Here is a 20,438-nt window from a genome sequence, read left to right on the forward strand (position 1 = left end):
TTTTGCCAAGGCGAGAACAGACGATCAGCGGCGGCAATTGCAGCCTCTGCTTAGCCAATTGGCTGGTTTTTAATTTTGGCCTGACGACGAAAAGCACGCGGACTCAGCCCCAACCGAGCACTAAACTGCTGATAAAAATGACTTAAACACGGATAACCACTTTGATTGGCCACCCAATCAATACCGCGATCAGTGGTCAGCAATAAATGGCTGGCATGGGGCGATGCGCAAACGCATTAGCTCTTGGCTAAAACTGGATTTCATTTGTTGCAAGAATAAGCGCTTGAGCGTCGTCACACTGCATGCGGCGACTTCGGCCAATTCACCCAAAGTGACCGATTGCAGATAATGGCTTTGTAAATGCGTCATGGCTTTAATTAAGCGGCGATCAGGCTCCAATTGGGCGACTTCGCAATCAATAAAGCGCGCGGCGGTATCTTTTTCTAATTCAGACAAAATATCCAGCACCGCAATCAAGCGCTTGACGCCCGTTAATTCATGTAGGCGCGCCAAACGCGGTGCCAGCAACTGGGTAAATGCCGGACTAAACACCACCCCTTGCCGAATCTGCGCCAGCCATTGGCACAGATGGCGTAATTCTGGCATGCCGTGCTCAGTCAATGCCACCAGCCAATCAAGCCGAAACAGCACCACTTGTAATTCCAGCGCGGCACCATCGCTGCGTGCCGGCGCTTGCCAACTATGCGGTTGATTGGGCGCGACCAAGGCCAAATCACATTCAGTGATACTTTCTATATCATGCCCAATATGGCGTTGCCCGCCGGCACCTAGCGTCAATGTCAGCTCATATTCTGGGTGAAAGTGATAATTAAACGGAATATGCTCGGCCACATGATGGTTTAAGCGCCATGCATGGCCTTGCGAATTGCCAATCCATTCTCTAATGAGCATCGTCACCTCTCGTTTGAGCCAATCATATACTTTATTGAGCTAATAGCAGATAAAATCAGCCCTAGTCGCGGTATAACTGCACTATTGGTGCGTTGTCGCATCATCTGAACGACAGCGCACCGGCAATGCTCGCATTGTGCTGGCAGCGCTTTTACACTGTCGGATGGGCAAAAGACCCACTTCAACCAAGCAAAGGGAGAGTTAAAATAATGAGCAATCCAGCTGGCGCACACCTCAAATTGATATGGGCCAATCATACCAATGCCCATAACGGCGATAATTTTCTTGCCGAGCTTCGCCTCGTCAATCTCTCTCTGATCAAACTTTGCCGACATCAGGCTGGGCTTTGTATTTTAATACTTGCCGCAAAATCAAACCCGAAACCGTCAGCGGTGACGTTGAAGTCACGCATATTAACGGCGACTTTTGGCGTCTAGCGCCGAAGGCGGGTTTTGCTGCGGTTGCCCCGGGCGAATCGCGCACCTTTGCCTATGAAGGCCTGTATTGGGTGATTGCCGAAACCGATGCGCCACTGGTTTTTTTATATTGTTTACAACGATGGTCAAGAGAACGCTTACCACGAAACCATTGGCGATCCTGAGATTGTACCGTTTGTGACCGAGCAGCAACGCCATCGCAAAGCCGATGATTTAGTGCCACTGAGCACCCCTGCACTGACGTTTGAACACAATAAAGATTTGCATCAACTACCCATCGAGCAAGTCGGTAAAATCACCCCCAGCCCATTGTCGAGCGAATGGCTCAATGGTGAAATTTAGTATTAATAAAGACACCTTGATTGTTCACAGCGCCAATTAGCCACCGAAGCGCGCTTTTTGCGCGCGGCGATTCATGATGTGAGCCGCGTGTATTTACAGCAAGCCGCTATTCGCCCAACAGGCAGCCAAGCGATTGTGTTGCAAATCGGCGCGGTCACAGTCAGTGACTCATTGGCGCCCAACGAAGCCTATTCGTTACAGATTAACGCCAACGAAATCATCATTACCGGCGCGAGCGCGCACGGTGTGTTTAATGCCTTGCAAAGTCTGCGCCAACTCTTGCCGGTAGCTGCCTTTCTCAATCCGCAAGCAGTACTTAATGTACCTTGCTGCCGAATTATTGACGCACCGCGCTTTGCGTATCGCGGCATGCATTTAGACGTTGGCCGTAATTTCAGCAGCAAAGACAGTGTCTTGCGACTACTGGACTGCATGGCACTGTATAAACTGAATCAATTTCATTTCCATATCACTGACGATGAAGGCTGGCGCCTAGAAATCCCTAGCCTGCCAGAACTCACCGAAATCGGCAGCCAACGTGGCTTTACCCAAACGGAAACCGATCATTTAGTACCGTGCTTTGGCTCTGGTGGTGATGTGAGCAATCCAGCCGGTAGTGGTTTTTATAGCCGCGCCGACTTTATCGAAATCTTGCAATTTGCCACCGCGCGCCACATCGAAGTCGTGCCAGAAATCGACGTACCCGGCCATGCCCGTGCGGCAATTAAAGCGATGAACTTGCGCTACCACCGCTTGATGGCACAAGGTCAAACCGACGCCGCCAAACAATATTTGCTGTGCGACTTTGACGATGCATCCGACTATGAATCAGTGCAATTGTGGCACGACAATGTGATCTGCATCGCCCAAGAGTCTTGCTACAACTTTATCGAAACAGTACTGCATGATTTACAAGCGATGTACCTTGAAGCTGGCGCGCCGCTAACCACGATGCACACCGGTGGCGATGAAGTGCCGCACGGCGCCTGGGAAAAATCACCGGTTTGCCAAGCCTTTATGCAAACGCAAGGCATGACGCAAATCGTTCAACTGCAAAATTACTTCCTCGCCCGTTACCGTGATTTATTAAAAAAATACGGTTTGGTGTTTGGTGGCTGGGAAGAAATCGCCTTAGTCAAAAAAGAAGTCAATGGCGAGCACACCCATGGGCCAAATCCAGAGTTTGTGAATGCCAACTTCCGCCCTTACGTATGGAACAACGTTTGGGGCTGGGGCCAAGAAGACTTTGCCTATCAATTGGCCAATGCCGGTTATAAAACCGTGTTATCCAATGTGACCAATTTGTACTTTGACTTGGCCTATTGCAAAGACCCTGCCGAGCCTGGCTACTACTGGGGGGGCTTTATCGAAACCCGTGGCGCATTTGAATTTTGCCCCTTGGATATTTTCACCACCGCCACGGTCGATTTAATGGGCCACCCGCTCGATCAAGAAAAAATCGCCAGCAAAGTACGGTTAACGCCAACTGGGGTGAACAATATCATCGGGATTCAAGGCCAGCTGTGGGCTGAAAACATCCGTGATGCCGCCCGTTTGGAATACCTCGCCATGCCACGCATGATGGCTTTAGCCGAGCGCGCTTGGGCGCGTGATCCAAAATGGACTTTGATCGCCGATGCAGACCAGCGCCAAGCCAAAATGGATGCGGATTGGAATGAATTTGCCAATCGGCTTGGCCAACGTGAACTAGCGCGCTTAGATGGATTTTTAGGCGGCTACGGCTACCGCATCCCATTGCCGGGCGCGAAAGTGGAAAACGGCCAATTGCTCGCCAATGTTTCAGCACCGGGTTTAACCATCCGCTACACCGTTGATGGCAGTGAACCCACCGCACAATCAGCGCCCTACACCGGCGCGCTCGATTACGCGGCGCTCAGCCAAGCCGCTGGCTTTACGGGCGTGAAGCTGGCTACCTTTAGCAGCAGCAATCGCAAGAGCGCCACGGTTGTAGTCAACTAAACCAGTCGCATTCTGCTTAGGCCCCGCATGGCGCGGGGCTTTTTTTGCGTCGAAATTCAATCATTCCCCGTCGTTTTCTTGCTGTGAACTTGACAGCTGGCCATCAAACTCTTGTTCAAAGGCGACGAATAGCTCGCCGATATCAGTTAAAAAATACATACGTATATCAATACAGGCTTTTTATTACATGATTCACAGCAACATACCCATGAACTTAACTGAGTTAAGTGTTCCTAATACGCGCCCCACTTGCCGCTTTATTAACCGCCACCGCCCTATTGCACGCTTTGCTTCACGCATTCAGGCTGATGGCACCGCGCGTCTTGTTAGCCTCATGGTCAAGTAACAATCTGCCAAACATAATCCAATGTATCTATACAAAACGACACAGCCGCAGCATCGCGCATAAAAAAGCCCCATCAATCGATGGGGCATAGGCATTCAAACAGCCAATTTAATTTATTCAGAAATGAACAATTCAATTTCAACGTTTTCGGCCGAATATTGAATCTGCGCCAACAAGACCGCATCAACAAAATTAGCAAACCGGCGCAATACAATCGAATTGGCTAACGCTGGGCCCATTTCAGAGCGAAACTCACCCACATATTGCAAAGCACCAACGTGATTGCTTTCTAGCTCATCTTCATTATCGCTAATAATGCTCTTAATTTTTTTGCGAATTTCTTTTACTTCTTTAAACAAGTCGCTTGAAATTTCGCACAATTGAGCAAATTGAATCGCAATATCAATCTTGCTGCCCGGCACTAAAAAACGGCTTAATGTACGTGATGACTTTTGCAATAATTCTAACTCCAAATCATCCACATACAAATCCATGGGGAAATGACCTTCCACCGCCTTTAGCGCCTGACGAATTCCTTCATTCGACTTTAATGCCTCAGGTAAACGATTACTGGCACGGGCACCGACTTTATAACGACTTTTATTGCTCATTTAATGCTCCTAGCTTTCGATTTACAAAAGAGTGTATCTCAGCAGTGTGACGCCCCTTTTAATTAGCATCAAGTCTGAAGTACATCCCATGACAAAAATGCAATCAAACCGCCCACCTGCACAGCCCCCCATCTCAAAGCAAACAAAATAAAATCGCTACACGGCAAAGTCAGTCAACCTGAGAGAAAAAATTTTAGCGTTAATTCAAATATTTACTCAACCCACGGCAAAAATTTAGCGCAAAGGGGTTTACAAACGCCCTAAGTCTAGCTAGAATTCGCCACCTCACTGAATTGAGCAATCAGTTCAGTATGTAGTGCGCGATTGGTGGAATTGGTAGACACGCAGCGTTGAGGTCGCTGTGCCCTTACAGGCGTGCGAGTTCGAGTCTCGTGTTGCGCACCACAAAAAACATTAACCCCGACAAGCTTAGCTTTGCGGGGTTTTTTGTTGTCTATCGCATCCAAGACAGCCAGTACCAAACCTGCCCCCATTCCTGCCCCCTACTACATTTTTGTCCCATCACTTCATCGACACATACCATGCTCCCACCAGGCGACACCTTAACAACCAAGTATGGATATTGTTTTCTCTAGTTGCTGCGGTTTTGGCGCTGATTGCGGCGTAATTTACTGTCAAAAAATAGACTGAATATCTATACCCAGCGCTGATTCAAGGCAAGAAGGACTTGATGTCATTCTTTTTGTATTTACGCGGAGCTTAAACCAAAAAACAGTACTAACATAAGCAAACAGAAAGCAAACCTGGGTTGAGATGATGATCTTAGAACAGCTAAAATTAAAAACTCGTAAACAACACTCACGCCTGCATCAACACCCCCTACTCAAAGGGATTACCCAGTCTGGGTATTCTTTGGCACGCTATATTCAATTATTAAAAGCTTACTATGAAATCTACTCCGCCATTGAAACCGTACTTTTGCAAAGACAAAGCCAATTTAATCTCGATTTTGATTATCAAGCGCGCTATAAGCTGCCGTGGTTACAAGCCGATTTAAAAGATCTTGAATCGCCGCCCACGATGAGCCACCCCACTCTCGCCAATGAAACGTCGGGCATCATCACCACACCCGAGCAATGGCTCGGTGCGGCGTATGTGCTTGAGGGCTCAACCTTAGGAGCCCGCGTTATTAGCGCTTGTTTACAAAAAACGCTGCGTATCAGCCCGCAATTTGCTGGGCATTTTTTTAATGCCTATGGTTTAAATACCTCGAAATACTGGCTTGAATACCAAAATTTTTTAGCCAGCCATCCGATTGTGGCCACAACAGAAATCACCGCTGCAGCATCACAGACCTTTGGCTTATTTAATAAAGGTCTTGATTTTTATGCCCAATAAAACATTAAGTACACCAGAATTTGAGCAAGCCTTGCGCCAATGTGCAACTGAGGCGATTCATTTAATTGGTTCGATACAAGATCATGGCATTTTTTTGGTTTTAGATCTAAACGATGAGTTCATCCACGTGAGTAGCAACACCGAGCATTTTTTCGGATTAGATCCTAATGAATTACTGGGTAAAAACATTAAGCACATATCGGCACTACAGCCAATATTGAGCTTGATTAAAGATAAAAAAACAGCCGAACACCATCAAAATATATCCATCGGAAATAAATATAAATTCAATATCAGCACATCGATTCATGACGACAGTCTATATATCGAATTAACACCCAATATAATTGAAAAAGACAATCAATTAAAAATTGAAAGTACAATTAATGAGCTACTATCCATCAATAGAACGACCCATCATTCTGATTACTTCAATTTATTAGCGCAGTATATTCAAGAAATTAGCGGATTTGACCATACGATGATCTATCGCTTTGATAGCAATTGGGATGGCGAAGTGATCGCAGAAAACTGCCACAATACCTCAGACTCATATCTGGGCTCTCGCTTTCCAGCGAGCGATATCCCAGCGCAAGCCAGACAGCTCTATACTAAAAATACCATTCGTTATGTGGCGAATGTCGATGCGGATCAAGTCCCAATTTTATCCACCGATGCCAATAAAACGCCAGATTTAAGCTACGTTCAATTACGATCGTTATCACCAATTCATCTGCAATACTTAAAAAACATGGGCGTTGCGGCTTCTCTATCTATTTCTTTGTTACAAGATCAACGTTTATGGGGACTGATTACTTGTCACCATAAAACACCCAAAATATTAAGCACCCAAGCCATGCTGAGGTGCGAATTAATCGGAAATTTAGTTTCTGAACATTTAAATTCAGATCAAGTATTAGAACAATTTTCGCTTGATGAACAAATCATTCTTTTATTTGGTAAATTATCGCAATTTTTATGGCTGCCACAACAAGGTATACCCGACAAGATTCTAGAAGAAATTCAACATTTAATGACTGCCGATGGCGTGGTTTTATCCTTAAACGACAAGCGTCATCACTTTGGTAAGGTACCGGAACCGGCTGAACTCGAAGCATTAATTCAGTGGCTGCATACTCAAGAAGGTGACAAAGCCTTTGCCTGTGATGATCTGAGCTTGCGCTTTGAACCCGCTAAAGCCTACCAGCATCTCGTTTCCGGGGTTTTGGCTGGCCCTTTTCCATTACGCAATGGCAGCTATGTGCTGTGGTTTCGGTCTGAACATCCTCGTCACATTCACTGGGCTGGCAAGCCCAATAAAACCTACATTCATGCAAGCGATGGCTCGCACAGACTGCTCCCCAGAACGTCTTTTTCTGAATGGGTACAGGTCTGGCCAGGGCGTGCCCAAGCATGGCTGCCGGCCCAAATTATGATTGCGCAACGTTTTGGATCAGCGCTACTCAATCAAATTGAATATATATTCAAGCTAGAAAAAAACGAACATGAATTAAATGAAGTAACCGAGCAATTAGAACAAACGCAAGAAATTATGTCGTCAATTATTCGACATATTCCAGCGATAGTTACTTTAAAAAAATGCCGACAATTTAAGCTTCAGCCTCCTCAACCCTGCAGGTTGTGATTTTTTTTGGCATTCAAGAAGCAGATATCATTGGAAAAAATGATTTTTATTTATTTCCGCAAGAACAAGCAGAACGATTTATTCAAAGTGATCGTCAAATTTTAGCCAAAACTTGCGTCGTGGAAATTAACACCGAAGACATCCGCACCCGCAACGGTGAAATTAAAACTTTATTAACGCGAAAAATCGCCCTCACCAATAAAAAAGGCGATGCCACTCATTTGCTTGGCGTATCAATTGATGTGACCGAAAAACGTGCGGCAGAGCATGAAATTGAAAAACTGGCTTTTTATGATCCGCTAACTGGACTCGCCAATCGCCGTCTCATGCTCGATAGGCTAGGCCAAACCCTTTTGGGCAGCGCCAGATCGGGCAAACATGCTGCGCTCATCTTAATTGATTTAGATAATTTCAAATCACTGAATGATATTCATGGGCATGATGCAGGAGATTGGCTACTTAAAGAAGTCGCTAAACGACTTACTCACATAGTTAGAAAAGGCGATACGGTGGCCCGCTTGGGTGGCGATGAATTTGTGCTTATTTTGGATGAGCTGAATACCGATGAATCGCATGCGGCACAAGATTTAGAGTGGATTGCCAAGCAAATTGTAGAGCAGTTCATTCATGAGTTTAATATTCAAATGCCAAATGAAATCGAGATCAAATCGGTGATTCAACATCGTTGCAGTCCAAGCATTGGCATTTCGCTATTTCAAGGTTGTACCTTAAGCGCAGAAGAAATACTCAAACGCGCCGATACCGCAATGTATCAAGCTAAGAGTGGCGGAAAAAACACCTACCGCTTTTTTGACCCGGAAATGCAAAAAGCCGTTTTAACTCGAATTACCCTAGAAACTGAATTGCGCCACGCCGTAGTTCGGGAACAATTTATTCTTTATTTTCAACCACAGGTGAATCATTTAGGTCATTACATTGGCGCCGAAATTTTAATTCGCTGGCAACACCCCACGCAAGGCTTGATTGCTCCTGCTGAGTTTATTCCTTTAGCCGAAGAAACCGGACTAATCCTACCAATGGGGTTTTGGGTGCTGGAACAAGCATGTCAACATCTGTCACGTTGGGCAATCGATCCTTTATTCGCACACCTCACTCTATCGGTGAATGTCAGTGCCAAGCAATTTGGGCTACCTAGTTTTGAGCATGAAATTGAGCAATTACTCGCGACGTATCAAACTAATCCAAATCGACTTAAAATTGAAATCACAGAAAGTTTATTATTTGACAACACCGAAAGCGTTATCAAAAAAATGAATACCATCCGCAAACAAAAAGTGGCCTTTTCAATCGATGACTTTGGCACTGGTTTTTCTTCTCTTTCATATTTAAAACGCTTGCCACTCGAACAATTAAAAATTGACCAGTCTTTTATCCAAGATATATTAACTAATCCCAAAGATGCCGCGATTGCATCGACCATTATTGCATTAGGCAAAAATCTTTGTTTAACCGTCATTGCCGAAGGGGTAGAAACCCAAGCGCAAAAAACACTATTAGAAAGCATGGGCTGCCTTACTTATCAGGGCTATTTATTTGGTCAACCAATGAAAATGACTGATTTTGAGCACCTTATCAACGCGTCGGCCATCGCAAAATACAACCCGATTGAATGCGATGAAAGCAATTTAAAATAAAAACTTTTTTCACTCGCATGAAACTGGCATTCCCATTCAACGTGATCTTGGTAAAATCAGCTTTTGCCCACGTCAAAAGATCAAAGCCATGAGCCGTTTTTGGAGCCCTGTTGTTCACGCCCTTACGCCGTATACGCCGGGCGAGCAGCCTAAAATCACCAATCTGATCAAACTCAATACCAATGAAAACCCATATGGCCCATCGCCCAAAGCCATCGACGCGATGCAGGCTGCGGTGAATGATTTATTACGGCTATATCCTGACCCCAATGGCGATGTGCTTAAAGACGCGGTGGCAAATTTTCATCACGCCGATGGCATTACGCGCGCGAATGTCTTTGTGGGTAATAGCTCGGATGAAGTGCTGGCGCATACCTTTCAAGCCCTGCTCAAGCACGATGCACCGCTATTATTTCCCGATATTAGCTACAGTTTTTTATCCGGTGTATTGCGGCTTGTATGGCATTGAATATCGCAGTGTGCCGCTAAACGACGCGTTTGAAATCGACACCAATGATTACACCGGCGGTGGCGCGATTATTTTCCCTAATCCCAATGCGCCGACGGGTATTTTGCTGCCGCTAGCGCAAATCGAAGCGCTATTAAAAGCACATCCCAATCAAGTGCTGGTGGTCGATGAAGCGTATATCGACTTTGGCGGCACCAGCGCGATTGCGCTGGTAAACCGGTTTGATAATTTGCTGGTGGTGCAAACGTTGTCGAAATCTCGCTCGCTAGCGGGCCTACGCGTTGGCTTTGCCGTTGGCCATGCTGATTTAATTGCAGGGTTGGAGCGGGTTAAAAAATAGCTTTAACTCCTATCCGCTCGATCGCATTGCGCTGGCGGGTGCCGTGGCTGCAATCGAAGACACGGCGTATTTCAATCAAACCTGCACGGCAATTAACACTACGCGAGATACCCTCACCCAGCAATTAAGCCAATTGGGATTTGAGGTGTTGCCATCACACGCCAATTTTGTTTTTGCATCTCATCCACAAAGAGATGCGGCTGAGCTGGCACAAGCACTGCGCGAGCGCGCGATTTTAGTTCGCCACTTCAAACTGCCGCGCATTGCGCAATTTTTGCGGATTTCGATCGGCAGCGAGGCCGAAAGCGCAGCATTGATTGCAGCATTGCACACCATTCTAAACGCATAATTTGAATACCATCAGAGTCAGTGTAAGTTTGCGATCAATCTTGCACTGGCTCTAGTCCGTTTGGTATTAAAATATTACTTTTCTTGAACCACCGACCTTATATCAATCCTTTATATTAGAAATATCTAATAAATAATCGAGACTAAGTAATCACATCCCGAATAGGTCAAATAGACAAGTCCCATGAATTCATTTTTTGTTAAGCCTATGTTTGGGAGCTCTAAAGCGTTTCGCATCCTATTAATTGCAGGATGCAACCTAGGTTTTTTTCTATTTTCCTTGCGCTCTTGGTCTGGCAAGTGGCGAGCTATCAATCGCGGCAATCGATTCAATTGCTCACTGAACGTGGCTCAGCGATGATCGAGCAGTCTTTACACAATGCCTATGCTGTGCTGGATCAAATCGCTTTAAGTCCAACAATACCTTGCCAAGATTTATACGCAGATTTACAAAAAATCAGTGCAGCCACGCCTTACTTTCGCGCGATTTATATTGCAGATAGCCAAACTCAGCGTATTTTTTGCTCATCGGTCCATGCGCTCGGCCAAATAGATTCACCGATACAAACACTGATTAGTGACGGCGCCACGCGAGCCAGCGGAATTGCTTGGCATGAAAAAAGTTTAATCTCAGATCGAGAAGCCTTAGTTATTTATCGCAAACTGGATAATGGTCGCGTACTTATCGGCGTACTGGATTCACAATATTACAAAGATATTTTGCAACTGGTGATGGGATTACGGGTTAAAATCATTACGCTCAAAGTCGGTAATTTACAGCTCGTGAATCAAGGCAATGATTTTGTATTAACGCCACTCACCGAGGCCAAAAACGATAGCACTTTAGTTTCGCTGAATCAGCTGCCGGTTCAAGTCACTGCGGAACATAATCACTTTCAGTTACGAAAATATATTGAAACAAATTTACCGCTGGCCATCTTACTGGGCATGATTTTTCTGGCTTGGAGCAGTCGCTGGATTTGGCAACGACTCGGAGAAAAAAATAACTTTCGCCAGCAAGTCATCGAATCGATCCAGCAGCAACAATTTATACCGTATTACCAACCCGTCATTGGTCAGAAAAATACTATTTGTGGCTTAGAAATACTCGCGCGCTGGCAACATCCAACGCTTGGCGTATTAAACCCAGTTTTATTTATTCAACAAGCCGAAGCACAAGGTCTACTGACGCCAATCATGCTGAGCATCATTGAGCAAGTAGAAAACGATTTAGCTAAAAAACCTATCCCAGCACAATCACGGGTTGGGATTAATATCACCGCACAGCAATTAAATGATCAGTCTATGCTTAATGCCATTTTTGCATTCAATGCAAAATTAAAATATCTTGATTATCAACTGGTGATTGAATTGACTGAAGAAGGATTAGTCAGCGACCCTGATTTGGCCAATAAAATCATTCAAGAAATGGGACGGGCCGGCATTATGGTGGCGATTGATGACTTTGGTATTGGTCATAGCTCGCTAGCTTCTTTAAGCCGCTTTCCATTTCATTATTTAAAGATTGATAAAAGCTTTATTGATCACATTGTCAGTCGAGAAAAAGATCAAATTATTGTCGCGAATATGGTCGATATGGCACGACAACTCAATTTAAATGTCGTTGCCGAAGGCGTAGAAAGTAAAGATCAAGCGGATTATCTAGCGATACTGGGCATTGATTATTTGCAGGGGTTTTATTTCTCTAAACCTTTACCGATTGCCCTGTTGGCGCAGTTTAAATTTAATACCGTAAACTCAGCGCAGTTTCCATACTTTCACTAAGTCAGAATAAAAACGCCGTCAACTCACGTTAACGGCGTTTTCTTTGCTAAATCGCTATTTGGCGATACGAACAATTCATTCCTTGGATGAAGGCGCCTTCACCGACAAAGGTAGCCCTGCCACCATCAACACCACTTCCACGGCTTGCGCTGCCACCCACTGCATAAAGCTACCGTGTAAATCCACAAAATGGCGGCCCATCTGCGTTTCGGCGTGTAAGCTCCAGCCGATTTCATTGCCGACGGCAATCACGATTTGTGGCGTACTGGCAATAAACTCAGCCCAGCGGGTTTGTGCCTCAAGCAGCGTTGCATCGCCATCGTAAGCGCAATCGGTAAATAAATTGGTGAGCCACAAAGTAATGCAATCAAGCACTATGACCTCGCCACTAAAGCCATGCGCTGCCAGATCAACCTCTTGCTCTAAATTGACCCAGCGCGCATCGCGCTGCGCTTGATGCCGTGCAATTCGCTGGGCAAAGTCATCATCCCACGCGCGCGACGTGGCCAAATACGCTGGCCGCGCAGTGAGGGCTAAAGCGCGTTGTTCTGCGTAGCGGCTTTTACCGCTTTTTTGCCCACCACTAATTAAAATCAATTGCATATAAACCGACCTATAGATGTGTTGGCGGCAAAAAAATGGCGTCGAGGCGTCGAATTAGGCAATTCAACCGCGCTATTTTCTAGCTAGTATTTAGCTGCAGGCAATTTAAATCCATGCTCAGCGTAATATACCCCTAGCAAAATTAAAACTGCGCCTGCGGCACCAACGGCGGTGATGCGCTCGCCCAAAATAATAATGGCCGTGAGCATAGTGACCATCGGGATTAAATAAATATAATTACTGGCTTTCACCGCGCCGATGATACCCAGCGCTTTATTCCACGCCACAAAGCACAGCGCCGAGGCAATGATGCCTAAAAACAGCATATTGCCGCCTTGTAATGGATTGAGCCACAAAGCCAAATCAACACGGTAACCCATGATCCACGCGGCGGGTAGCAAGGTAACGATGCCGTAAAAAAACACTTGCCGCGTTAAATATAAATACCCATAACGCTGCCCTGCCCGCTTGAGCAATAAGCAATAAATCGCCCACGCTGCGCCCGCAGATAAAGCCAAAATATCGCCCAGTGGATTGAGTTTTAAAATCACGCTGCCATTAAACATCACTAAAGCCACGCCTGCTAAAGCAATCAAAGAGCCAACAATTAAGCGCAGACTGAGTTTTTCGTCATGGGTGGTGAAATGGGCAAAAAATGCGGTGAGTAATGGCGCAGATGAGACGAGTAAACCCACGCTGGAGGCTTGCGTATATTGCAGCGCGATATTTTCAGTTAAAAAATACAGCGTCACACCAAATAAACCTAGGCCACAGAAATACAATTCTTCACGCCATTGCGGTTTTTTAAGCACCGGATGCATTAAAAACAATAAGGCGTAGGCTAAGACAAAACGATCAAGGGCAATTTCAACTGGGCTGCGAAAGTCTAATAAGATTTTGGTGGAAACAAAGGTCACGCCCCAGACCAAAAACACAAAACAACACCATTAAATGGCCTTTTAAAACCGGTTTCATTGTTACCCCTTAGTCGGCCCAGCAAAGTTGAATTGCGATTTTACACAGCGCCGGCTTATTTGTTGCTTAGGTAACGCCGCACTGCCGCATTGTGTTGTTCTAAGGTCTCGGAAAACGCCGAGTAACCGTCGCCTTTGGCGACAAAATAAAATGCCTTGGTGCTGCTTGGTTGCGTCGCGGCAATCAGTGCTGCTTCACCCACCATGGCAATCGGCGTCGGTGGCAACCCGGCACGAGTATAGGTGTTGTAAGCCGTATCGGTACGCAAATGCGCTTTGGTGATATCGCCTTTAAATGCTTCGCCAACGCCATAAATCACCGTAGGATCGGTCTGTAAACGCATGCCTTTACGTAAACGATTAATAAATACGCCCGAAACCATCGGTCGATCGGTTGCTTTGCCGGTTTCTTTTTCAACGATGGACGCCAAAATCAGCGCGTCGTAGGCCGATTTAAGTGGCAAATCAGGGTGACGATTAGCCCATGCGGCATCGAGTTTTGTTTGCATTAATTGATGCGCGCGCGCCAATAGCTTGAGGTCTGAGCTGCCTTTATCGATGCGATAACTATCGGGGAAAAATAAGCCCTCGGGCGATGCGGCGCTAATACCGAGCGCGGCCAAAATTTCGCTATCGCTCATGCCCGCTGTATCGTGTTTTAAATTAGGATGAGCGTTGAGCGCGCGGCGTAGATCGCGCCAATTCCAGCCCTCGATCATGCTAAACATTTGTAAATCAACCTCACCTTTGGCTAATTTTTTAAGTAATTGCCAAGGCGACATCGGTGATTTTAAAGCGTAACTGCCGGCTTTAATGCTGGCGTCTTGCCCAGAAATGCGCGCCAGCAAAATAAATAATGGCGCAGAATCGATTGCCCCTTGCTGCACCAATTGCGCGGCAACTGCATTCACGCCACCGGGCTCAATTAACACCGAATGCGACGGCGGATTGGGCTGCTCTGATTGGGTCCAGCTATAAAACCATGCGCCACCGGCCACCAATGCCGCAAAAAAGCCAAAAATCAGTAAGCCAAACAAGCGCCCCCAAAACGATACGGGTTTATTTACTGCTTTCTTGTGGTAGAGATTAGGTTTCTTTTTATAGGGTGTTGGTGCAGCCACTGCGTTTTACCTTAGGGTCAGTTATGTTGATTTTCGGCGGTGCTCATATCACCATCGACGTCGTTAGTGCGCGCTTTTTCTCGTTGCACGGCATAAAACTTTTGCACATTGGCCAAGTCGCGCGAGCGATACATCGGCGGCAGGCTTTTCCAAATCATTTTGCCGTATTGTTTTTCAACGAGGCGCGAATCGGCAATCATTAAGATACCGATGTCGCTTTCATCACGAATTAAGCGCCCTGCGCCTTGCTTGAGCGTAATGGTGGCATTGGGCAGCTGATAATCCATAAACGGGCTGCGCCCGGCTTTGGTCAGCTGCTCCATTCTGGCTGAAAGCACCGGATCATCGGGTGGCGAAAACGGTAATTTATCAATCACCACCAAAGACAATTGCTCGCCACGCACGTCAATGCCTTCCCAGAAGGTTTGGCTGGCGACCAAAATCGCGTTCGGCTCTTTACGAAACTGATCGAGTAATTCAGTTCTCGAGCCAGTGCCTTGCAAAAACACCGGCCAATCTAAGCCAGCCGCTTTGAGTTTTTCAAGCAAGATTTCATGCGCTTCACGCATGGCGCGCAACGAGGTAAACAGCAAAAAAGCATGGCCCTGAGTGGTTTGCAATAAAGGCCAAGCTTTCTCAACCACCGCACGGGTATATTCGGCAGTATTAGGCTGGGGCATGTCTTGCGGCACATACAGCACAGCCTGCTGCTTGTAATCAAATGGGCTATCCCAGGTGGCGGTCTCGGCTGACCATAAACCCAGCTCATGCTGAAAATGGGTAAAGTGATGATTCACCGCCAACGTTGCCGAGGCAAAAATCCACGCGCGTGGATTGAGATTGACTTGTTTTTGGAATAAATCAGCGATATTGAGCGGGGTAATATGCAGCAAAAAAACCATGCTGCGTGACGTCAAGCCAATGCACGGTTTCGGCTGAATCTGATTTTTGCCATTTTTCGACTAAGGCCAACATTTCAGCTGCGCGTTTATAGCATTTTTCTAGCCCTTCACCGCGCTCGGCTTGCTTGGCGAGTAACTCAGTTAAATGCTGAATATGCCCGGTCATTTCAACCAGCTGGCTAAAAAAGCTCGGGAATTTTTCTTTAAGCTCATGCTGCGGTAAGCGCACCGTGTCTTTAAAAATTAAGCGCACATCTTTGACTGATTTTTCCAGCGCTTCGGCGGCGTTGGGCAGCATGACAAAATCTTTGGCCACCACTAAAGCTTCGGCGCGCGCGTCGCGTGCCAGTTCGATGATTTGCCCATTGGTCAGCGTATCGCCAAAAAACAAACTGGCGACTTCAGGCAGCTGATGTGCTTCGTCAAAAATCACCGTATTACATGCCGGTAGTAATTCACCCGCGCCTTCGTCTTTTAGCCACACATCAGCAAAAAACAAATGATGGTTCACCACCACAATATCGGCTTCTTGGGCGTCTTTACGCGCTTTGAGCACAAAGCATTCTTTGTGATTGGGGCAGTCTTGCCCTAAGCAATTATCGCGCGTGCTAGTCACTTGCGCCCAAATCGGCGCGTCTTCGGCTACCCCAGGGCAAGCGGCTTTATCACCAGAGCCGGTGGTATTGGCGTAGCGTTTTACTTTTTGTAAATCGGCGATGTCTTCACGGCGCATAAAGCGCCCTTCATGCTCGGCACGCGCCAAATGGTAATGACACACATAATTGGAGCGCCCTTTCAGCAGCGCAATAATCGCCGGTACTTTGAGCACATCGCGAACGCTCGGTACGTCGCGATTAAACAACTGATCTTGCAAGGTTTTGGTGCCGGTTGAAACAATCACTTTGCCACCTGACAACAGTGCTGGCACTAAATAGGCAAAGGTTTTACCGGTGCCGGTGCCTGCCTCGGCAATCAATTGCCCACGCGCTTCAATCGTGCGTTCAACCGCTTGCGCCATTTCTAGCTGGGGTTGACGCAATTTATAGCCGGGAAAAGCAGCACCAAACGGGCCGTCATCGGCAAAAACTTCTTCAAGAGTCATGGAAAGCTCAAAACATCGGATGATCGATTGTACCGTAGCTAGGCGCTGCTGACGCTTGAATCAACGTGGTCAATTTCAATATGGCATCGGGCAAAAAAAAAGCCCCGCACGCGGCGGGGCCAATCAATACAGGGAGAGATGAAAAACACAATACACATCGCATTAGCGCAGATCTATTCAACCTAAACCAACACCATCTATCGCATTGCTCACTACCCTTGTTCAGAGTGTCGCTATTGGCAAAAGTTCAGCACCAGTGTTAATTTTTTTGCGCTTGAAAAAACACCACTTGCCCAGATTGACCGGTGCTATTGCCGCCTAATAAATACGCAATCGCTGGGAATAAATCACTGGCAAGAGGTAGATTCTCCGACGATTCGGCAGGATGCGTTGCCAAACGGAATGGCGATTGAATCGGGCCGGGCACCAGTAAATTAATCCGTACATTCGGGATGTTTTCCCATTCGGATGCAGCAATCTCAACCCAGTTTTTTTGCCCGGCTTTACTCACGCTAAAACCGCCCCAATACGCATTGGGCTCAAAGGCATGGGTTTCACCCAAAACCAATACCGCGGCATCGGGCGATTGCTGCAACAGCGGAAACAACGCCCGCGTCAGCGCAAATGGCGCGGCCACATTCACGCGGAACATATCCACCCATTCATCCAGCTTTTGATTAGCCAGTGGCGACAAATGATTAAAACCATTGGCGCAGTGCAAAATGCCGTCTAGACGACCAAATTCTTTTTGGATCAGTACGCCCAATTGATTGAGCTCAGCTTCACCCATTTTGGCTAAATCCAGCGGTACGGCCGCAGGCTGCGGCCCGCCAGCCGCTTCGATGGCATCGTAAGTACGGCTGAGTTTTTTTTCGTTACGGCCCAATAAAATAATCGTCGCGCCGAGTTTGGCCAACTCAATAGCGGCCATTGCGCCCAAGCCCTGACCCGCACCCGTTACGAGAATCACTCGATCTTTAAATGCATCTGCTGCAATGCTTGCTGATTTCCAATCTGCCATTTTTTATTCCTAATCATCAGCCAAACGGCTTGAAGTGTGATTACTTAAAGTGCTACTTAATTCGCCAGCGGCGCACCGAAAAATACACTGAGATCTCGGCTCATCGTTGCAATCAATTCCGCCGAAGTGGGTCTAGGCCGACCACGGCAAATTCATCATGGATTGTTAGCGTGGGGTTGACGCTTGCTTTATCTGCGCGACATTCTAGCGTTGCAAATACTGCAGGCATTGCTGTGCCGCTTTAACGCCACTACGCACTGCGCCTTCGAGAGTCGCGGGGTATTCACCGCGCCCTTGTCCGGCTAAATCAGCGGTGAAATCACCCGCCAAAAATAAACCCGCCACATCAGTCTTATTGTCAGGCCGAAGCAAGCTAGGCGTACAGGCAAACGTCGCACGTTTTTCACTAATGACTTGTTGGCGCAACACTAAATCGGGCAGGCCTAAGCGTTGGTGCAATTCAGCTTGCACGGCCGTGGCTAATTCATCATGACTTAAGCCGCTATGCAGCCCTTCGCTAGAAATCACCACCGCAATCAAACCATGCTGCGCGTGACTCACACCGCGATCAAACACCCATTGCGAATACGCATCAGCCAAACCGAGCATCGGCGTAGCCAGTTTAATCTCGGCGGCATATTGCAAATACACCGTCACAATCGGCTGATATTGCCAAACGGCCAACTGCGCGCTTAAAGCATTGAGCGCCGGGATCGTAGGCAAAATTTTCGCCGCTTGATGTGGTGGCGTGGCACAAATCACCGCGTCAAATCGCTCAGCATCATCCAATAAAAACCTTGGGTATCTACCAACAGCCTTTTTACTCTATGGCCTAGCTTTAAATACCCAGCATGCTGCTCAATATACTGCGCCGCAGGCTCAGGAAATAACTGACTAAAATCACAACGCGGCAACAATAAATCAGACGCAGCGCGGGCGCCACCCAAACTATCGCGCAACACATTAAGCAGCACTTGGGCACTGGCCAGCTCCAGCGGCGTATTCAGTGCCGCCAAGGTCAACGGCGACCAAAATTTAGCGACCAAACTCGCCGGTTGCCGCTCATGACTTAACCATTCAGCGACGCTGATGTCTTGCGCTAAACGCCAGCCCCGCCATTTTGTGATCTGAATGGTGCGAATTAAGGCCCAACGCTCAGCCCACGATAAGCCTTTAGCCAACAATAAACCCACAACCAAATGCAAGGGTGCTGGCAACCGTGGGCAGGCCAGTACAAAACCGGGATCGACTTGCAAACGCATCGGCAAGCGCAAAAAGACGCGAGATAAATCCACGCCGCATTGCGCCATTAAACGCAATAATTCGCTATAGCCACCAATCAATAAATGCTGACCATTATCCACGGCGCTCGCCCCAACCTGATGACTGCGCGCCACCCGACGCGCCCGGCCACCGAGCACTTTGCCAGCCTCAAACACCGTGACCGACACGCCCGCCGCCGCTAACTCCACCGCCGCCGCCATACCCGCATAACCGCCGCCAATAATAGCAACGGTTTTCACCCCAGGATGATGCTTTGCACTAGTTACGCTCAAGCAAACCACCATGTTTTCCAAGCCAGCCAGAGCTTGCGAATTGGGGTCAGCTTAATGCGTTGATTAAGTACTTTTTGCGCGCCATCGGCGCGAATTTCGGCCAAGGTAGCGCGGTAAATCGCCGCCATCACCAAGCCAGTACGCTGACTTTTTTTATCGCACTCAGGTAATAAAGCGATGGCTTGATCGTAATATTGTTCGGCACGATCAATTTGGAAATTCATTAAAGCTTTAAATTCAGCCGTTTCACGGTAATTCATAATGTCAGCAGCGGGCACATTAAAGCGCTGCAATTCATCCACCGGTAAATAAATCCGGCCGCGGCGGGCGTCTTCACCGACGTCGCGAATAATATTGGTCAGCTGAAAAGCAATCCCTAAATCATGCGCGTATTTTAAGGTTTTACGATCAGTAAAACCAAAAATCATCGCCGCCAATTGCCCAACGACGCTGGCAACGCGATAGCAATACAGATGCAAATCTTTAAAGCTGTTATATCGCGCCTGATTTAAATCCATTTCCATGCCGTCGATAATTTCAAGCAGCAATTCACGCGGTAAATCATAGGCTTGGACCGCTGGCCACAATGATTGAGTTACCGGATGTTGCGGCGAGCCGGCATACATTTGGTCAACTTCATTGCGCCACCATGCCAACGTCGTTCGCGCAACGCCTTCGTCACTGATTTCGTCGACCACGTCGTCCACTTCACGACAAAATGCATACAAAGCGGTAATGGCAATGCGCTTTTCTGGGCTTAAAAAACGAAAGCTGTAATAAAAACTCGAGCCGCTTTTCGCCGCTTTATCTTCACAATATTGATCTGGTGTCACAAGAAAATCCAATTCAAAAATAACTAAGTCACTGAGCAAAAGTTTTCGCGCAAAGCGCAAAGCCGCAGACAGTACACACGTACGACAAGGCGAAGCA

Annotated in this window: 23 protein-coding genes, 1 tRNA gene and 1 pseudogene; 12 read left to right on the forward strand and 13 right to left on the reverse strand. The window is 47.1% G+C overall.

Annotation, left to right across the window (positions count from 1 at the left end):
- Positions 1-50: 50 nt before the first annotated feature.
- The 3 genes from GKO28_RS22655 to GKO28_RS04645 are packed head-to-tail and all read right to left on the reverse strand — an operon-like array spanning position 51 to position 1,247.
- Entirely contained in the window at positions 51-173 is a 123-nt protein-coding gene (locus tag GKO28_RS22655) for a hypothetical protein (RefSeq protein WP_374220757.1), read from the reverse strand.
- Between the two features lie 16 nt (positions 174-189).
- A complete protein-coding gene (locus tag GKO28_RS04640) occupies positions 190-912 on the reverse strand; it encodes an AraC family transcriptional regulator (RefSeq protein ID WP_182075511.1) in 723 nt (240 codons plus the stop codon).
- Between the two features lie 2 nt (positions 913-914).
- Positions 915-1,247, reverse strand: coding sequence for a hypothetical protein (locus GKO28_RS04645; protein WP_182075512.1), 333 nt, complete (start codon positions 1,245-1,247; stop codon positions 915-917).
- Between the two features lie 11 nt (positions 1,248-1,258).
- On the opposite strand from GKO28_RS04645, the gene GKO28_RS22660 reads away from it, so the two are divergent.
- The 4 genes and pseudogenes from GKO28_RS22660 to GKO28_RS21125 all read left to right on the forward strand — a co-directional run bounded on the left by GKO28_RS22660 (position 1,259) and on the right by GKO28_RS21125 (position 3,671).
- Positions 1,259-1,513 carry a carbohydate-binding domain-containing protein gene (locus GKO28_RS22660; protein ID WP_182075513.1) on the forward strand — a complete coding sequence of 85 codons (255 nt, stop codon included), beginning with the start codon at positions 1,259-1,261 and terminating at the stop codon, positions 1,511-1,513.
- On the forward strand, positions 1,437-1,691 hold the full coding sequence (locus GKO28_RS04655; protein ID WP_182077537.1) for a hypothetical protein: 255 nt from the start codon (positions 1,437-1,439) through the stop codon (positions 1,689-1,691). The genes GKO28_RS22660 and GKO28_RS04655 overlap by 77 nt, the downstream gene beginning before the upstream one ends.
- A gap of 39 nt (positions 1,692-1,730) precedes the next feature.
- Positions 1,731-3,287, forward strand: a pseudogene (locus GKO28_RS04660) (family 20 glycosylhydrolase); the annotation flags it as partial.
- Positions 3,288-3,350: 63 nt separating this feature from the next.
- Positions 3,351-3,671: a chitobiase/beta-hexosaminidase C-terminal domain-containing protein gene (locus GKO28_RS21125; RefSeq protein WP_282099385.1), complete on the forward strand. Its 321-nt coding sequence runs from the start codon at positions 3,351-3,353 to the stop codon at positions 3,669-3,671.
- Positions 3,672-4,130: 459 nt separating this feature from the next.
- Here the strand turns inward: GKO28_RS21125 and GKO28_RS04665 are convergent, their stop codons facing one another.
- On the reverse strand, positions 4,131-4,628 hold the full coding sequence (locus GKO28_RS04665) for a hypothetical protein (protein ID WP_182075515.1): 498 nt from the start codon (positions 4,626-4,628) through the stop codon (positions 4,131-4,133).
- Positions 4,629-4,946: 318 nt separating this feature from the next.
- Between GKO28_RS04665 and GKO28_RS04670 the strand changes: the two genes are divergently transcribed.
- The 8 genes from GKO28_RS04670 to GKO28_RS04695 all read left to right on the forward strand — a co-directional run bounded on the left by GKO28_RS04670 (position 4,947) and on the right by GKO28_RS04695 (position 12,229).
- Positions 4,947-5,033, forward strand: a tRNA-Leu gene (locus GKO28_RS04670).
- 369 nt (positions 5,034-5,402) lie between these two features.
- On the forward strand, positions 5,403-5,987 hold the full coding sequence (locus GKO28_RS04675) for a biliverdin-producing heme oxygenase (protein ID WP_182075516.1): 585 nt from the start codon (positions 5,403-5,405) through the stop codon (positions 5,985-5,987).
- Positions 5,977-7,632, forward strand: a complete 1,656-nt coding sequence (locus GKO28_RS04680) for a GAF domain-containing protein (protein WP_182075517.1) — start codon at positions 5,977-5,979, stop codon at positions 7,630-7,632. The genes GKO28_RS04675 and GKO28_RS04680 overlap by 11 nt, the downstream gene beginning before the upstream one ends.
- On the forward strand, positions 7,629-9,287 hold the full coding sequence (locus tag GKO28_RS04685; protein ID WP_182075518.1) for an EAL domain-containing protein: 1,659 nt from the start codon (positions 7,629-7,631) through the stop codon (positions 9,285-9,287). The genes GKO28_RS04680 and GKO28_RS04685 overlap by 4 nt, the downstream gene beginning before the upstream one ends.
- Positions 9,288-9,375: 88 nt before the next feature.
- On the forward strand, positions 9,376-9,756 hold the full coding sequence (locus GKO28_RS19265) for an aminotransferase class I/II-fold pyridoxal phosphate-dependent enzyme (RefSeq protein WP_247646374.1): 381 nt from the start codon (positions 9,376-9,378) through the stop codon (positions 9,754-9,756).
- Positions 9,743-10,096, forward strand: a complete 354-nt coding sequence (locus GKO28_RS21130) for an aminotransferase class I/II-fold pyridoxal phosphate-dependent enzyme (protein WP_282099230.1) — start codon at positions 9,743-9,745, stop codon at positions 10,094-10,096. The genes GKO28_RS19265 and GKO28_RS21130 overlap by 14 nt, the downstream gene beginning before the upstream one ends.
- The gene (locus tag GKO28_RS21135; protein ID WP_282099231.1) at positions 10,068-10,445 is read left to right on the forward strand and encodes an aminotransferase class I/II-fold pyridoxal phosphate-dependent enzyme; all 378 of its coding nucleotides are present in this window, start codon (positions 10,068-10,070) and stop codon (positions 10,443-10,445) included. The genes GKO28_RS21130 and GKO28_RS21135 overlap by 29 nt, the downstream gene beginning before the upstream one ends.
- Positions 10,446-10,744: 299 nt before the next feature.
- A complete protein-coding gene (locus tag GKO28_RS04695; protein ID WP_182075519.1) occupies positions 10,745-12,229 on the forward strand; it encodes an EAL domain-containing protein in 1,485 nt (494 codons plus the stop codon).
- 75 nt (positions 12,230-12,304) lie between these two features.
- On the opposite strand, the gene GKO28_RS04700 is transcribed toward GKO28_RS04695, so the two are convergent.
- The 9 genes from GKO28_RS04700 to hpnD form a co-directional block, all read right to left on the reverse strand.
- Positions 12,305-12,832, reverse strand: a complete 528-nt coding sequence (locus tag GKO28_RS04700; protein WP_182075520.1) for a bifunctional adenosylcobinamide kinase/adenosylcobinamide-phosphate guanylyltransferase — start codon at positions 12,830-12,832, stop codon at positions 12,305-12,307.
- Positions 12,833-12,915: 83 nt separating this feature from the next.
- A complete protein-coding gene (locus GKO28_RS04705) occupies positions 12,916-13,767 on the reverse strand; it encodes a DMT family transporter (protein WP_182075521.1) in 852 nt (283 codons plus the stop codon).
- 95 nt (positions 13,768-13,862) lie between these two features.
- On the reverse strand, positions 13,863-14,927 hold the full coding sequence (gene mltG / locus GKO28_RS04710) for an endolytic transglycosylase MltG (RefSeq protein ID WP_307838949.1): 1,065 nt from the start codon (positions 14,925-14,927) through the stop codon (positions 13,863-13,865).
- A gap of 17 nt (positions 14,928-14,944) precedes the next feature.
- The gene (locus GKO28_RS19270) at positions 14,945-15,820 is read right to left on the reverse strand and encodes an ATP-dependent DNA helicase (protein ID WP_247646375.1); all 876 of its coding nucleotides are present in this window, start codon (positions 15,818-15,820) and stop codon (positions 14,945-14,947) included.
- Positions 15,789-16,931, reverse strand: a complete 1,143-nt coding sequence (locus GKO28_RS19275; protein WP_247646376.1) for an ATP-dependent DNA helicase — start codon at positions 16,929-16,931, stop codon at positions 15,789-15,791. Before GKO28_RS19275 ends, GKO28_RS19270 begins: the two co-directional genes overlap by 32 nt.
- Positions 16,932-17,190: 259 nt before the next feature.
- Entirely contained in the window at positions 17,191-17,952 is a 762-nt protein-coding gene (locus GKO28_RS04720) for an SDR family NAD(P)-dependent oxidoreductase (protein WP_182075522.1), read from the reverse strand.
- Positions 17,953-18,156: 204 nt separating this feature from the next.
- Positions 18,157-18,741 carry an FAD-dependent oxidoreductase gene (locus tag GKO28_RS04725; RefSeq protein WP_203563919.1) on the reverse strand — a complete coding sequence of 195 codons (585 nt, stop codon included), beginning with the start codon at positions 18,739-18,741 and terminating at the stop codon, positions 18,157-18,159.
- On the reverse strand, positions 18,711-19,508 hold the full coding sequence (locus tag GKO28_RS04730) for an FAD-dependent oxidoreductase (RefSeq protein WP_203563920.1): 798 nt from the start codon (positions 19,506-19,508) through the stop codon (positions 18,711-18,713). The genes GKO28_RS04725 and GKO28_RS04730 overlap by 31 nt, the downstream gene beginning before the upstream one ends.
- Complete coding sequence (gene hpnD, locus GKO28_RS04735; RefSeq protein WP_173532222.1) at positions 19,505-20,341, reverse strand: presqualene diphosphate synthase HpnD; 837 nt, start codon at positions 20,339-20,341, stop codon at positions 19,505-19,507. The genes GKO28_RS04730 and hpnD overlap by 4 nt, the downstream gene beginning before the upstream one ends.
- Between the last annotated feature and the right edge of the window lie 97 nt (positions 20,342-20,438).

The sequence above is a fragment of the Deefgea sp. CFH1-16 genome (genome assembly GCF_016881365.1).
GTDB lineage: Bacteria > Pseudomonadota > Gammaproteobacteria > Burkholderiales > Chitinibacteraceae > Deefgea.